Raw genomic sequence first — 15,077 nt, 5'->3', positions numbered from 1 at the left:
TTTCGCTTCGCTCCATCCGGGCTACGGCATGCGGGCTAATCCCGCACCCGCATCAATAGCCCCAACCCCGCAACGAAAAACACCACCAGCACCGCCATGCCGGCCTTCTGGCTCGCGGTCGCGGCCGTGATCATGCCGATCAGGAGCGGGCCGATGAAGGACGTCACCTTCCCGGTCAGCGCGAACAGGCCAAAATACTGCGCGATACGATCCTTGGGCGCGAGGCGGATCAGCAGTGTGCGCGAGGCGGCCTGAAGCGGACCACCGGCGGCACCGATGAGACAACCCAGCACGAGGTAGGCGCGCTCGGCCGCGCTCGAGAACAACGGCGCGCCTGCTTGCGGCGGCGCCACCTTGAAGAACAACACGCTGTCCTTGTCGACCAGAAGGATCGCCGCCACCGACAGCAGCAGGACCAGCAGGCTGCCGGCAATCACGCGCTTCGGCCCGAGATGATCATCCAACTTGCCGCCAAGCCATGCGCCGAACGTGCCGGCGATCGCGAGCATGATGCCGAAGCTGCCGATCTGGATCGTGTGCCAGCCGAAGGTGCCGGCGGCGTAGATGCCACCGAACGCGAACAGCGACACCAGGCCGTCGGTATAGATCATGTTGGCGAGCAGGAACGCCGCGAGCGATTTCTGCTGCGGCAGACCCTTGATCGATTGCTTGAGCTCCAGCAGGCCCTCGCGCAGCGCCTCACGCACCGGCAGCTTCGCCGGGTAGTCCGGCGTGAACAGGAACAGCGGCGTCACGAAGATGATGAACCACAGCCCGGTGAGCGGTCCGACGATGCGATCGCCCTGGTGTGTGGCGGGATCGAGCCCGAACAGCGGCGCAAATCCGAGCAGCGTGCGTCCGGTCTCGGGATTGGCGGCGAGGAAGCCGAGCACGATGATCAGGCTGAAGATGCCGCCGATGTAACCCGTGGCCCAGCCGGTGCCGGAGAGCCGGCCGATGCGCTCCGGCGGCACCAGGGTCGGCATCATCGCATTGTTGAAGACGGTGGCGAATTCCGCACCGATGCTGGCAAGCGCGACCGCAGTGAGCAACGGCGGAATGACCGAGGGATCGCCGGGCTTGCCGATCCACAGCGTGCAGGACGCCAACACCAGCAGCGCACCGAACCCTGCGATCCAGGGCTTCCTGCGGCCCGACGCATCCGCGATGGCCCCGAGCACCGGCGACAGCAGCGCGATGGCGAGACCCGCGGCCGCCATTGCAAAGCCCCACAGCGATTGGCCCGTGGCCGCATCTGGCGCAACACTGGTCGCGAAATAGGGCGCGAACACGAACGTCGTGATCAGCGTGAAATAGGGCTGCGCAGCCCAGTCGAAGAAGATCCAGCTGACGACAGCCGCGCGCGGCGGATAGGTCCGCTGCACGCCGGCCATGCGCACATCGGGGGCGATTGTCGTCATTCCGAAGTCCTTATCACGAACAGTTTTGTCCCTCTTGGCGCAAACGGTATAGCATTAAGGAGAGGCGTGTGAACCGGCCCGAGGCCACGGCGGAAATTTGATAATGTCGTCATATTGGACCCGGCGGACATTTGTCGCCTTCTTCTCCATTCTGGCGTTCGGATTTGCGCCTGCGACCGCGCAGGATGCCCGGCGGGCCTATGTTCCGCCGCCGCTCGATACGGTGCACGCCGTTGCCGCCGAGCACGGCATGGTGGTGGCGCAGGAGAAGATCTCCGCGCAGGTCGGCGCCGACATCCTGCGACGCGGCGGCAATGCGGTCGATGCCGCGGTCGCGACCGGCTTTGCCATGGCGGTGACCTATCCGCGCGCCGGCAATATCGGCGGCGGCGGCTTCATGGTGATCCATTCCGCCGAGCGCAACGAGGACATCGCGATCGACTATCGCGAGACCGCGCCGGCAGCGACCACGCCGCAGATATTCCTCGGTCCCGACGGCAAGCCCGATGCCGCGAAGTCGCGCGATTCCGCGCTCGGCGTCGGCGTGCCCGGCACCGTCGCAGGCCTTGCGCTGGCCTTGGAGAAATACGGCTCGGGCCAGTTCACGCTGGCGCAGCTGCTCGAGCCTGCGATCGCGCTCGCCCGCGACGGATTCGTCGTCAGCGACGACATCGCCGACAGCCTGCCGGGCTGGCACCGGCGCCTCGCGCGCTGGCCTTCCTCGGCGAAGATTTTTTCACGCCCTGACGGCAGCTCGCTCGGCGAAGGCGATCGGCTAGTGCAGGGCGATCTTGCCGACACGCTGTCGGCCGTCGCCACACAGGGGCCGCGCGGCTTCTACGAGGGCCCGGTTGCGGAGAGGCTCGCCAAGGCGCTGTCCGATGCCGGCGGCATCATGACGGCGGCCGACCTGAAGGCCTATCAGCCCGTGATCCGAAAGCCGGTGCGCGGCACCTATCGCGGCTATGACATCGTCTCGATGCCGCTGCCGTCCTCCGGCGGCGTGGTGCTGGTGGAGACGCTCAACATCCTCGAAGGCTTTCAGCTCGCCGATCTGAAGCAGGGATCGCCGGCCTCGCTGCATCTCCTGATCGAGGCCATGAAACGCGCCTATGCGGATCGCGCGCGCTATCTCGGCGATCCCGCCTTTGTCAACGCGCCGATCGAGACCCTCACGTCGAAGGACTATGCGGCCAAGCTGCGCGCGGGCATCTCCGCCGATCGCGCCACGCCGTCGAAGCAGCTGGCGTCCGCCGCCGACGCGCCGCGCGAGGGCAGCAACACCACCCATTTTTCGGTCGTCGACAGCCGCGGCAATGCGGTCAGCAACACCTACACGCTGAACTTCAGCTACGGCGTCGGCCTCGTCGCCGAAGGCACCGGCGTGCTGCTCAACAACGAGCTCGACGATTTCACCGCGGCGGTCGGTGCTTCCAACGCCTACGGCCTCGTCGGCTACGAGCCCAATCTGCCCGGCCCCGGCAAGCGTCCGCTCTCCTCGATGTCGCCGACCATCGTTCTGAAGGACGGCAAGCCGGTGCTGGTGACGGGTTCGCCCGGCGGCAGCCGCATCATCTCCACCGTGCTCCAGGTGATCGTCAACGTGCTCGATTACAAAATGGACGTCGCCGCCGCCGTCGCCGCGCCGCGGCTGCATCATCAATGGCTGCCGGACGAAGTGCGCATCGAGCGCGGCTTCTCCGATCAGGTCCTCTCCGAGCTGAAGGCCATGGACCACGTCATCGTCGAGCCGATGGGACAGACCTCCGCCAATTCGATTCTCGTGACGCCGAACGGTCCGCTCGGCGCCCCCGATCCGCGCACGCGCGGCGCGGAAGCGGCGGGCCAGTAACCCGCCGCTGCATGGCATGGCAGCGCGCACCGGCTTGCTCCGGCCGGCGCGCGTGCTACCACCGCGCAGCTTTGAAGAAACTGCCGGGGAAACGCACATGACCACAGCCGATCCGAACCAGCGCATCGAACGCGCCGAGATCGAGGACACCAGCCTTCTCGCGTTCTATCGCGACATGAACACGCCGGAACGGCGGACGTTCTGGGCCTGCGCTGCGGGCTGGGCGCTCGACGGCATGGATTTCATGATCTACCCGCTGGTGATCGGCACCATCATCGCGCTGTGGAAGGTCGACGCGGCTTCCGCGGGCCTCGCCGGCACGGTGACGCTGCTGGCGTCCGCCATCGGCGGCTGGCTCGGCGGCTATCTCTCCGATCATATCGGCCGGGTCAGGACGCTGCAGATCACCATCATCTGGTTCTCGTTCTTCTCGCTGGTCTGCGCCGTCGTGCAGAATTTCGACCAGCTCCTGATTGCGCGCGCCGTGCTCGGCCTCGGCTTCGGCGGCGAATGGGCGGCGGGTGCCGTGCTGATGGGCGAGGCGATCCGGCCGCAATATCGCGGGCGCGCGGTCGGCTCGGTGCAGTCGGGCTGGGCGGTCGGCTGGGGCCTCGCCGTGCTGTCGCAGGCGATCCTGTTCTCGATCCTGCCGGCGGAGACGGCCTGGCGCTGGATGTTCGTGATCGGCGCGCTGCCGGCGCTGCTGGTATTCTACATCCGCCGCTCCGTCACGGAGCCGGAGATCGCGGCCGAGGCGCGCGCCAAGCAGGCTGCGAGCGGCGATCGGCCGGCGCTCTGGGAAATCTTCTCCGGCCCGATCCTGAAGACCACGGTGCTGGCATCGCTGATGGCGACGGGCTGCCAGGGCGGCTACTACGCCGTCACCTTCTGGGTGCCGCAGTTTTTGACGAAGGAACGGCATCTGTCGATCGTCGGCTCGACCGGCTATCTCTCGACGCTGATCATCGGCTCCTTCATCGGCTATCTCACCGGTGCCTGGCTCGCCGACCGGATCGGACGCCGCAACCTGTTCCTGATCTTCTCGATCGGCGCCATGGCCGTAGTGCTGCTCTATACGCAGCTGCCGCTGACGAATGAGATCCTGTGGGTGCTCGGCTTCCCACTCGGCTTCTTCGCCTCGGGCTATTTCTCGGGGATCGGCGCGTTCCTGACAGAACTCTATCCGACGCGGCTGCGTGGCTCCGGTCAGGGCTTCTGCTACAATTTCGGCCGCGGCATCGGCGCGCTGTTTCCGTTCCTCGTCGGCGCATTGTCGGCGACGACGTCGCTCGCGAATGCGATCGCGATCTTCGCGGTGGTGGCCTACGCGGTGTTCTTCATCGCCGCGTTTGCATTGCCGGAGACGCGCGGACGCGTGTTGCACGCGGATTGATTACTCGACGTCATCCCGGGGCGGCTCGAAGAGCCGAACCCGGGATCTCGAAATTGCGGCGCGAGATTCTCAGGTGCGCGATTGCGCACCGTAGTTCGGTGCTGCGCACCGCCCCGGAATGACAGGAGAGTGGCTTACCGCCCCACCTGATAAGGCCCGCCCTTCTCCAGCGCTCGCGCATAGGCGGGCCGCGCATGAATGCGCTCCAGGAACGCCATCGCCCTGGGATGGCCCTGCTCGAGCCCGCCGCGCGCTTGCGCGGCTTCCAGCGGAAAGCTCATCTGGATGTCGGCGGCGGTGAATTCGTTGCCGGCGAACCACTCGCTCTTCGCGAGCTCGCCCTCCCAATAATCCATGTGCTGCTTGAGCTGCGGATTGACCAGCGCGGTCAGCGCCTGGTTGCAGACTTTTCGCACCAGCGGGCGCAACAGCGCCGGCGCGCGCTTCGGCATCAGCGTGAACAGCAGCTTCAGGAGCAGCGGCTGCATCGCCGATCCTTCCGCATAGTGCAGCCAATAGGTGAAGCGCAGCCGCTCCGGCGTGTTCGGCGGCGGGATCAGCCGGCCGTTGCCGTAGGTGGCGATGAGATATTCGATGATCGCGCCGGATTCCGCGATGGTGTTGCCGTTGTCGGTGATGACCGGCGACTTGCCGAGCGGGTGGATCGCGCGCAGCTCCTTCGGCGCGCGCATGTCCGGCTGGCGCTGATAGCGCACGATCTCGTAGGGCACGCCCAGCTCTTCGAGCAGCCACAGCACGCGCTGCGAGCGCGAATTGTTGAGATGGTGAACGGTCAGCATCGTGGGTCCCCGGAGCTAGGCGTGATCGGCCGTTCGTGCCAGCCCGGGAACACAATGTCGAGCCGTCGGTATGGATATTTTCACCCGGGTATATTGACGCCTGGAATTTACCCGGGTATTAAGCCCGCCAACGCTGTTCAATATGGCAATGATTCCAATGCATAAGATTTTCACCGCTTTCCAGGGACAACGCCGCCTGGTGTCCGGGCCGGCAGGAGAGGTCGCGCTGGTCGTCAAGCGGGTGGCGCCACGGCCGGACGAGCCGATCATCATCTTCGAGGATGCCACGGGCCGATCGATCGACTTCGATCTGCGCGGCGGAGATCGCGAGGTGCTGGCGCGCCTGGCGAAGCTCGTCCCGCCCCCTGTTGAGGAGACCGCAGAACCGGCCGAGCCGCGCGGCCGCGGCCGGCCGAAGCTCGGCGTGGTCGCGCGTGAGGTGACGCTGCTGCCGCGGCACTGGGAATGGCTCGGCGCGCAGCCGGGCGGCGCCTCGGTCGCATTGCGGAAGCTCGTCGACGAGGCGCGTAGCGCAAGCGGCGACAAGGACCGCGAGCGGCAGGCGCGCGATGCGGCCTATCACTTCATGTCGACCATGGCGGGCAATTTGCCGCAATTCGAGGAAGCCTCGCGCGCATTGTTCGCGGATGACCGGCGACGCTTCACCGGACTGATCGCCGACTGGCCGACTGATATCCGCGACCACATCGTCAAGCTCGCCTATAGCGACCGCGCTTAAAGCGCACCGCTCTTCACAACCCCTTCAACGGCCGAGCCGCGCGTTGCGCGGCAACGGCTTCGCACGCCCTGATGAAAGGCCAAGCCCATGTCTGCTCCAAAGCCGCTCTGGACCACGTTCCTCCGCTTCCTCGCGCCGCTGATGCTGAGCAACGCGCTGCAATCGCTGTTCGGCACCGTCAGCAATGTCTATCTCGGCCAGATGATCGGCGTCGACGCGCTGGCGGCGGTGTCGGCGTTCTTCCCGGTGATGTTCTTCCTGTTCGCCTTCGTCATGGGCCTGAGCACCGGAGCCACCGTGCTGATCGGCCAGGCCTTTGGCGCGGGCGAGCACGGCAAGATTGGAAGCGTCGCCGGCACGACGCTCGCGGTCGGCCTGTTGCTGTCGATATCGGTTGCGCTGGTCGGCGGGATCTTCAGCCGGCAATTGATGACGATGCTCGCGACGCCCGCTGACATTCTCGACCAGGCCAGCGCTTATGCCCGCATCATGCTGCTCACCATGCCGCTCGGCTTCGTCTTCCTGCTGATGACGGCGATGATCCGCGGCGTCGGCGACGCGCTGACGCCGCTGCTGGCGCTGGCGCTATCGACGGTGATCGGCGTGATCCTGACGCCGATGCTGATCCGTGGCACGTTCGGCATGCCCGTGGCCGGCATCGCCAGTCCGGCATGGGCGGCGGCAATCGCCAACGCGCTGACGCTGATCGTGCTCGCCGTTTATTTGCTGCGGAAGAAGCATGCGCTCGCGCCGGACGCCGCGTTGCTGGGTCATCTCCGGCTCAACAGAGCCATGCTCGGAAAAATCCTCGGCATCGGCCTGCCAAGCGCGATCGGCATGGTGGTGATGGCGGTCGCCGAGCTGGTGCTGCTCGGCCTCGTCAACGGCTTCGGCTCGAATGCCACCGCGGCCTACGGCGCCGTCAACCAGGTGATGGGCTATACGCAGTTCACGGCAATGTCGATTTCGATCGCGGTCTCGATCCTCGGCGCCCAGGCCGTCGGCGGCGGCGACAGGGCGCGGCTCGACGGCATCGTGCGTACCGGCCTTGCGTTCAACATCGTCCTGACCGGCGGCTTAGTCGCGCTGATCTATCTCGCGCCACGCGCCGTGCTCGGCATCTTCATCACCGACGGCGCCGTGCTCGATCTGGCAAAGCGACTGCTCGATATCGCCTTGTGGAGCTCGGTGCCGTTTGGCCTCGCCACAGTGTTTTCCGGCGCGATGCGCGCTGGCGGCGTCGCCTTCACGCCGATGCTGCTGTCGATCTTCGCCATTGTCGCAATCGAGCTGCCGGCTGCGATCATCCTCAGCCGCACCGTTGGCCTTGAGGGCGTGTGGGCCGCCTATCCCATCGTGTTCTGCGCCATGTTCCTTTTGCAGATGGGCTATTACCTTCTGGTGTGGCGCAAGCGGGCAATCCGGCGCCTGATCTGACCGTCAAAGTATTATGACCGTCATTAAACGATGGACCTGTGGCGCGGCCTGCGCCACAATGCCAAAAAAGCGCCTTCAGGGAGAACGAACTTGCCCCGCACAGCTCCGCAATTCCTGTTCGATTTCGGCAGCCCGAACGCCTATCTCAGCCATCTGGCGATCCCGGAGATCGAGCAGCGGATCGGCGTCAAATTCGAATATGTGCCGATCCTGCTCGGCGGCATCTTCAAGTCGACCAACAACAAGTCGCCGGCCGAGACGCTCGCCGGCATCAAGAACAAGCGCGAATTCCAGCAGGTGGAGACCGAGCGCTTCATCAAGCGCTTCAAGGTCCAGCCCTATGTCTTCAATCCGCACTTCCCCGTCAACACGCTGAATCTGATGCGCGCCGCGATCGCGGCGCAGCTCGAGGGCGTGTTCGAGAAATACGTCGATGCCGCGTTCCACCACATGTGGCGCGAGCCGAAGAAGATGGACGACCCCGAAGTCGCGGCGAAGGCGCTGGCGTCGTCTGGCCTCGACGCGCAAAAGCTGTTCGCCCGCGCTCAGGAACCCGAAGTGAAGGCCAGACTGATCAAGAACACCGAGGAGGCGGTCGCCCGCGGCGCGTTCGGCTCGCCGACCTTCTTCGTCGGCAACGAGATGTTTTTCGGCAAGGAGCAGTTGCGCGAGGTCGAGGAGATGGTGCTGGAGACGTAGACGCTCCTTCGCCGACGACGGAATGTGATCGCGGCAGCATTCTGGATTGCTTCGCTTCGCTCGCAATGACGACTATAGATGGACCGCCAATAGCAACAAAAAGGAATATCCCATGCGTATCCTCGTGGTCGGCGCCGGCGCCATCGGCGGCTATTTTGGTGGCAGGCTGTTGCAGGCCGGCCGCGACGTCACCTTCCTGGTCAGGCCGCGCCGCGCCGGCGAGCTGGCCAGCGCCGGCCTCGTCATCAAGAGCCCGAATGGCGACGTGACCTTGAAAAATCCGCCGACCGTGCAGGCCGACGCGCTCAAGGACAAGTTCGACGTCGTGCTGCTCAGCTGCAAGGCGTTCGACCTCGACGATGCCATCAAGTCGTTTGCGCCGGCGGTCGGGCCGAATACGGCGATCATCCCCATGCTCAACGGCATGAAGCATCTCGACATCCTCGACCAGAAATTCGGCAAGGAGCGCGTGCTCGGCGGGCTCTGCGCCATTGCCGCGACGCTGAACGAGAAGCGCGAGGTGGTGCAGCTGCAGCCGATGCAGTCGCTCAATTACGGTGAGCGCGACGGCAAGCTGTCGGATCGCGTCAAGGCGATCGACGAGGCCTTCAAGAGCGGCATCAACGGCGCCGCCGCCAGCCAGAACATCATGCAGGACATGTGGGAGAAGTGGGTGTTCCTCTCCTCGCTCGCCGCAAGCACCAGCCTGATGCGCACCTCCGTCGGCAACATCCTCGCCGCACCCGGCGGCCGGGATTTTCTGCTCGGCATGCTCGATGAGACCAGCGCCATCGCCACGGCGGCCGGCTATCCGCCGGGTGGCTCGTTCTTCGAGCGCGTCAAAGGCAATCTCACCGCCGAGGGATCGCCGATGACGGCGTCGATGTTCCGCGACATCAAGGCGGGCCTGCCGGTCGAAGCCGACCACGTCATCGGCGATCTCATCGCCCGCGCCGATGCCGCCAAGGTGCCGGTGCCGAAGCTGCGCATCGCGTACACGCATCTGAAAGCGTATGAGAAGCAGCGGGCGGGGTAGCTCGCGCTCCACACGCCGCCGTCGTCCCGGGGCGCGCGCAGCGCGAGCCCGGGACCCATAACCACAGCGAGTGGTTATGGAGCGAGCTGGTCACCACGAGTCTTCGCCAAACTCTCGCCTGTGGCTATGGGTCCCGGGCTCGCGACTTCGTCGCGCCCCGGGACGACGAGCTGTGTTTGCCGCAACAGCCCAGCACTATTTGAAATTCGCCAGATAGTGCGAGACCGCGGTGATTTCCTCATCGCTCATGTGATAGGCGACATCGGCCATCGCCGCGACGCCGCCGCCGACGCGCGTGCCGGCCTTGTAGTCGTGCAGCGCCTTGACGAGATATTCCTCACGCTGGCCCGCGAGCCGCGCCACGGCCTTGGTCCCGGCAAAGCCGTCGGTGTGGCATGAGGCGCAGCGGCGGCCGACGGCAACCTGCGCGCCCTTCTTCGACAGGTCCGGGTCGTTGTCCTCCGCTGCCTTCGGCGGCGTCATTTGCGAGAAATAGGCGCCGAAATTACGGATGTCCTCGTTGGTGATCTCTTCCGCGATCGGCTGCATCTGGTCGTTCTTGCGCGAACCCGCGCGGAAGAACACCAGCTGCCACTGGATGAATTGATCTGGCTGGCCGGCGAGCGATGGAATGTTCTCCGTCTGGGAAATGCCGTTCTCGCCGTGACAGCCGGAGCAGACGGCGGCCTTGTCCTTGATTGCGGAATTGTCGGCGGCCAGGGCTGGGACGAATGCGATCGCTGCGAACGCAACCACGCTGATTGCGTGCGAGGTGAACTGCCGGCGCATGAGGGAGGATTCCGATCTATCGAGGTCGTCATTCCGGGGCGTGCGGAGCACGAACTATGATGCGCAATTGCGCATCTGAGAATCCATAACCACGACTCGGGGTTATGGGTTCCGGACTTGCGCTGGCGCGCAATCCGGAACGACAGCATCAGACTAAAGAGGCTGCGGCCGCCTCGTGGCCACCGCAGCCTCTGCTTCACTTACGCGCTACTTCTTGCTGTAGCTGATGCGATAGATCGCGCCGGCCCAGTCGTCGGCGACGAGGATCGAGCCGTCCTTGGCGAGGATGATGTCGTTGGGACGGCCGAGATAGCCCTGGTCACCCTCGAGCCAGCCGGATGCGAACACTTCCTGCTTGGCGTTCTTGCCGTCGGGCCCGACCATCACGCGCATGATGCGGGCGCCCTGATACTTGTGCCTGTTCCAGGAGCCGTGCTCGGCGATCAGGATGTTGTTCTTGTACTCGGCGGGGAATTGGTCGCCGGTGTAGAACTTCATGCCGAGCGGAGCGACGTGCGCGCCGAGATTCAGCACCGGCGGCGTGAACTCGGAGCATTTGTGGCCCATCGCGAACTTCGGATCGGGCAGGTCACCCTGGTGGCAATAGGGATAGCCGAAGTGCTCGCCGATCTTGCTGATCATGTTCAGCTTGTCGGAGGGCAGATCGTCGCTGACCCAGTCGCGCGCATTCTCGGTGAACCAGAATTTGCCGGTGCGCGGATCGACGTCGCCGCCGACCGAGTTGCGGACGCCGAGCGCATAAATCTCGGCGTTGCCGGTCTTGGGATCGACGCGGCGGATCTGCGACACGCTGGTCGGGGGAATGCCGACGTTGAAGGGCGGACCGAACGGCAGGAAGAACCAGCCCTCCTTGTCGACCGCGATGTACTTCCAGCCATGCGCGGCATAGGAGGGCATGTCGTCATAGACGACCTTGCCATCGCCGAGCTTGTCGAGATTGGCTTCGGCGTTGTCGTAGCGGATCAGCTTGTCGACCGCGATGACATAGAGCGCGCCGTCCCTAAAGGCGAGACCGGTGGGCATGTTCAGCCCCTTGAGGATGGTCTTGACCTCCTTCTTTCCGTTGTTGTCCTTGATGGCATAGACGTTGCCGAGGCCGAACGAGCCGACGAACAGCGTGCCCTTGTCACCCCAGGCCATCTGCCGCGCGGCGAGGACGCCAGGCGCATAGACCTCGATCTTGAAGCCTGCCGGCAACTTGATCTTCTTCATCATCGCCGCGAGCTCGGCCTCCGACGCGCCGGTCGGCGGACCCGAGGGCGGCGCGAGGCCTTTCTGCGCCTCGGTCTCGTCGCCGAGGAACCAGTCATCCGGCGGATGGGTCCAGAACTCCTTGGTGCCGGATTCGTATTTCTTCAGTGCCCGGCTTTTGTCCTGTTGCTGCGCATTGACAACGCTGGTCCCGGCAAGAAGGGCAACCGCTGCAAGCGCCAACACGGATCGATGGAACATCGATGTCATCGCGTCACTCCCCTAAGGCAGCCGTCAGGGCTGCACGTTCTTGTTTTGCTGTTTGAGTAGGCGAAGTTCGGAGTCTGTCAGGACGACAGACGTAAAAAGGTTAGCACATCTGCGAGCGGTGAGAAGCGCATCGCGTGTGCTGCGGTTGCGCTCAATAAAAGTTGAGACGGATTTGCTCCGGCCGCCAGCGCGGCAAGGATAACGATCTCGCTGCAACGCGGAATCAGAAAGATGCCCAGCTCAATTTGCAGGCAGCGGGAAGGGCCCACACAAAAAGTGCGAGAACAACCCCATGCACAGTAGAATGCCTCAGGCCAATTTGCGCCCGGTGACACCGCGCAGGCGTTTGACACGTCGAGCAAAACTGCGAAAGCGGTGATCAGGAGGCGACGGGGTAAGGCCCGTCGTCAAACACCGCCTCATGATAGCCTTTCGACCCGACTTCGCGCGCCAGCGTGCTGCGGAAATCCTGACCCGCACGCAGGCACTGCAGCACATGCGCAAAGTCGAATTCAGGCCGCCAGCCCAGCTCGCGCCGGGCGCGCGCATTGACATAGACGCGGTCGAGCTGCGGAAACAGGCGCCAGCCGCGCGCCGCGTAGAGCTGCGCATAATCCGGATAGAGCGCGCGCACGACGCTTGCCGCGTCATCCGCCAGCGCGGCGAGATGATGCGGCTCGAACGGGCTCGTGGCCGAAACGATGTAGCGGGCAAAACCGATTCTCGGCGCGCGGTCGACGGCGAGCAGATGGGCGCTCACGGCGTCCGCTATGTCGAGCCGGCGATAGAGCAGCTCGTTGGCCTGCGCGTTGTCCAGCGGATAGGCCGACCGCATCGCCGGATCGTCATCGTCCTCCGGAAAGAAACGCGAGGTTCGCAGGACAATGACCGGAAGGGCGCGCTCGCGAAAGAACAGCTCGCACAGATTCTCCGCCATCAGCTTGGTCGTTCCGTAGATGTTTTTCGGCACCGGCAGCAAATCCTCGGTGACCCACACCGCCGCTTGGCCGGCTTCGGGACGAAGCTGCGAGCCGAATGCGCTGGTGGTGCTGGTGAAGACGAAGCTCCGCACGCCGGCCGCCGCGGCCGCCGCCTCGAGCAGGTTGAGCGTGCCGGTGACGTTGGTGTCGACGAAGTCGCGTTTGGAGTGGGTCGCGACATGCGGCTTGTGCAGCGTCGCGGTGTGGATCACGGCCGTGACGCCCTCCATCTGCTCCCGCACGAACGCGAGATCGACGATCGAGCCGACGGCGTCGGTGAAGGAGGAGGGCTTCAGATCGACGCCACGCGCAGGCGACCCGCGCCGGCGGAGTGTCCGCAGAACGGCTTCTCCGAGGTGCCCTGCGCTGCCCGTTACCAGAATTGTCATTGCAAACCCAAGACAGCCGCCAGCGGCGTGGAAGACCACGGCCCGGTCTGGTTTGGCTGGATGCTCTGGGAAAAATTGGAGCGGGCGAAGGGGCTCGAACCCTCGACCCCGACCTTGGCAAGGTCGTGCTCTACCACTGAGCTACACCCGCATCCTGTGTCGGTCGCGTGACGCGCCGGCAACGGCTGTCGTATGCCAAAAGCGGGAGGGGAATGCAACAGCTACCGGCAGCATAGATTCGCAATTGCGAGCCCTAAATAGACCCGGAATGCGGCTAAATCGCCCAGAAGCGCCCCGGAACCGGCGAATCGGCCCCGATGGATTGAAATTCGGCCCATTCGGCCCAATTTAGGAGCCGACAACAAGCATCAGCGTTGGCGACGTGCTAAAGAGCCGCCATTCCAGACATCAGACGAGGGGATCCCGTGACGATCATCGACCAGGGTAACGGAGCGGCGGGCCCGGCTGCGGCCGATCTGATCAAGGACACCACTACCCAGACCTTCGTGAAGGACGTCATCGAGGAATCGAAGCGCCAGCCGGTGCTGATCGACTTCTGGGCGGAGTGGTGCGGCCCCTGCAAGCAGCTCACCCCCGTGCTGGAAAAGGCGGTCAAGGCGGCCAAGGGCAAGGTCAAGCTGGTCAAGATGAACATCGACCAGCACCCGGCGATCCCGGGCCAGATGGGGATCCAGTCGATCCCGGCCGTGATCGCCTTCGTCAACGGCCAGCCGGCCGACGGCTTCATGGGCGCGGTGCCCGAGAGCCAGCTCAACGCCTTCATCGAAAAGCTGACCAAGGGCGTCACCGCCCCCGGCGAAGTCAATGTCGCCGAGATCGTGCAGGAAGCCGATGCCGTGCTCGCCGAGGGCGACGCCGCGGCCGCCGCGCAGATCTATGCCGAGGCGCTGCAGCATGATTCGACCAACATCGCGGCCCTGGCCGGCCTTGCCAAATGCTACGCCGTCTCCGGCGCGATGGAGCAGGCGAAGCAGACGCTGGCCATGGTCCCGGAGTCCAAGCGCAACGATCCCGTGGTGAAAGCCGTGCAGACGACGATCGATCTTGCCGAGCAGGCGGAGCAGCTCGGGCCCGTGGCCGAGCTGGAACAGAAAGTTGCCGCAAACCCGCTCGATCATCAGGCCCGCTTCGATCTCGCGACCGCGCTCAACGCCCAAGGCAACCGCGCAGCCGCCACGGACCAACTGCTCGAGATCGTCAGGCGCGATCGCAAGTGGAACGACGACGGCGCCCGCAAGCAGCTCGTGCAGTTCTTCGAGGCCTGGGGCGGCACGGATGATGCAACGGTCGAGGGACGAAAGCGCCTGTCGACGATCCTGTTTTCGTAGGGAATGCGTACAAGCGTCAGCGGGGACCAGATGCCGATCAACATCGAATATCGCGGACCCGCCGACCTTCCCGAAATCATTCCGGTGTTTCCGCTGCCGGGCGCGCTGCTATTGCCGCGCGGTCAGATGCCGCTCAACATCTTCGAGCCGCGCTATCTTGCGATGGTCGACGATTGCTTCCGCGACGGCCATCGCCTGATCGGCATGATCCAGCCCGACGTGGCGCACTCGCCGAAGAATTCCGACAAGCCCGCGCTGTTCCGCGTCGGCTGCGTCGGCCGCATCACCCAGCTCGCCGAATCCGGCGACGGCCGCTACATCCTCGAGCTCACCGGCGTCGCGCGCTTCAAGGTGGTCGAGGAGCTCGAGGTGCTCACCGCCTATCGGCAGTGCAAGGTGGATTTCTTTACCTTCGTCGACGACTTCACGGCCCGCATGGGCGAGGACGAGGTCGATCGGGAGGCGCTGCTGTCGGTGCTCGCGGACTTCCTGAAGGCCAACAATCTCAAGGTCGACTGGGAGGGCGTCGAGAGCGCGCCCAACGAGGCGCTGGTCAACGCGCTGGCGATGATGTCGCCCTACGGCCCCGCCGAAAAGCAGGCCATGCTGGAAGCGCCCGACCTGAAGACCCGCGCCGAGATCCTGATCGCGGTCACCGAGATGGACCTCGCCAAGAAGCGCACAAGCGGCGACCCGCCGTTGCAGTGAGCC

The 15,077-nt window shown here is 64.9% G+C and carries 13 protein-coding genes and 1 tRNA gene; 8 read left to right on the top strand and 6 right to left on the bottom strand.

The window, feature by feature from the left end; genetic code table 11:
• Positions 1-35: 35 nt before the first annotated feature.
• Positions 36-1,421, bottom strand: a complete 1,386-nt coding sequence (locus tag IQ16_RS02645; protein WP_018645085.1) for an MFS transporter — start codon at positions 1,419-1,421, stop codon at positions 36-38.
• Positions 1,422-1,524: 103 nt separating this feature from the next.
• Here IQ16_RS02645 and ggt point away from each other — a divergent pair, with 103 nt between their 5' ends.
• Together ggt and IQ16_RS02635 are read left to right on the top strand one after the other, a co-directional pair.
• On the top strand, positions 1,525-3,273 hold the full coding sequence (ggt, locus tag IQ16_RS02640) for a gamma-glutamyltransferase (protein WP_051123026.1): 1,749 nt from the start codon (positions 1,525-1,527) through the stop codon (positions 3,271-3,273).
• Positions 3,274-3,370: 97 nt separating this feature from the next.
• A complete protein-coding gene (locus IQ16_RS02635) occupies positions 3,371-4,666 on the top strand; it encodes an MFS transporter (RefSeq protein ID WP_018645083.1) in 1,296 nt (431 codons plus the stop codon).
• Positions 4,667-4,800: 134 nt separating this feature from the next.
• On the opposite strand, the gene IQ16_RS02630 is transcribed toward IQ16_RS02635, so the two are convergent.
• On the bottom strand, positions 4,801-5,466 hold the full coding sequence (locus IQ16_RS02630) for a glutathione S-transferase family protein (RefSeq protein WP_018645082.1): 666 nt from the start codon (positions 5,464-5,466) through the stop codon (positions 4,801-4,803).
• A gap of 142 nt (positions 5,467-5,608) precedes the next feature.
• Here IQ16_RS02630 and IQ16_RS02625 point away from each other — a divergent pair, with 142 nt between their 5' ends.
• The 4 genes from IQ16_RS02625 to panE all read left to right on the top strand — a co-directional run bounded on the left by IQ16_RS02625 (position 5,609) and on the right by panE (position 9,377).
• Positions 5,609-6,205: a DUF2239 family protein gene (locus tag IQ16_RS02625; RefSeq protein ID WP_018645081.1), complete on the top strand. Its 597-nt coding sequence runs from the start codon at positions 5,609-5,611 to the stop codon at positions 6,203-6,205.
• An 87-nt stretch (positions 6,206-6,292) separates the two neighbouring features.
• On the top strand, positions 6,293-7,642 hold the full coding sequence (locus IQ16_RS02620) for an MATE family efflux transporter (RefSeq protein WP_018645080.1): 1,350 nt from the start codon (positions 6,293-6,295) through the stop codon (positions 7,640-7,642).
• A gap of 90 nt (positions 7,643-7,732) precedes the next feature.
• A complete protein-coding gene (locus IQ16_RS02615; RefSeq protein WP_026312316.1) occupies positions 7,733-8,341 on the top strand; it encodes a 2-hydroxychromene-2-carboxylate isomerase in 609 nt (202 codons plus the stop codon).
• A 112-nt stretch (positions 8,342-8,453) separates the two neighbouring features.
• Positions 8,454-9,377: a 2-dehydropantoate 2-reductase gene (panE, locus tag IQ16_RS02610; RefSeq protein WP_026312315.1), complete on the top strand. Its 924-nt coding sequence runs from the start codon at positions 8,454-8,456 to the stop codon at positions 9,375-9,377.
• A 195-nt stretch (positions 9,378-9,572) separates the two neighbouring features.
• Here panE and IQ16_RS02605 read toward each other — a convergent pair whose 3' ends face one another.
• From IQ16_RS02605 to IQ16_RS02585, 4 genes are all read right to left on the bottom strand, one after another.
• On the bottom strand, positions 9,573-10,166 hold the full coding sequence (locus IQ16_RS02605) for a c-type cytochrome (RefSeq protein WP_018648276.1): 594 nt from the start codon (positions 10,164-10,166) through the stop codon (positions 9,573-9,575).
• Positions 10,167-10,373: 207 nt separating this feature from the next.
• A complete protein-coding gene (locus IQ16_RS02600; protein ID WP_018648275.1) occupies positions 10,374-11,648 on the bottom strand; it encodes a PQQ-dependent sugar dehydrogenase in 1,275 nt (424 codons plus the stop codon).
• Positions 11,649-12,027: 379 nt separating this feature from the next.
• The gene (locus tag IQ16_RS02590) at positions 12,028-13,017 is read right to left on the bottom strand and encodes an NAD-dependent epimerase/dehydratase family protein (RefSeq protein ID WP_018648274.1); all 990 of its coding nucleotides are present in this window, start codon (positions 13,015-13,017) and stop codon (positions 12,028-12,030) included.
• Between the two features lie 76 nt (positions 13,018-13,093).
• Positions 13,094-13,168, bottom strand: a tRNA-Gly gene (locus tag IQ16_RS02585).
• A 274-nt stretch (positions 13,169-13,442) separates the two neighbouring features.
• Between IQ16_RS02585 and trxA the strand changes: the two genes are divergently transcribed.
• On the top strand, positions 13,443-14,366 hold the full coding sequence (trxA, locus tag IQ16_RS02580; protein WP_018648273.1) for a thioredoxin: 924 nt from the start codon (positions 13,443-13,445) through the stop codon (positions 14,364-14,366).
• A 30-nt stretch (positions 14,367-14,396) separates the two neighbouring features.
• Complete coding sequence (locus IQ16_RS02575) at positions 14,397-15,074, top strand: LON peptidase substrate-binding domain-containing protein (RefSeq protein ID WP_018648272.1); 678 nt, start codon at positions 14,397-14,399, stop codon at positions 15,072-15,074.
• Positions 15,075-15,077 lie beyond the last annotated feature (3 nt).

The sequence above is a fragment of the Bradyrhizobium huanghuaihaiense genome (assembly GCF_007830635.1).
Taxonomy (GTDB): domain Bacteria; phylum Pseudomonadota; class Alphaproteobacteria; order Rhizobiales; family Xanthobacteraceae; genus Bradyrhizobium; species Bradyrhizobium huanghuaihaiense.
The sequence above is the reverse complement of the archived record's forward strand: the minus strand, read 5'-3'. Positions and strand labels throughout refer to the sequence as shown.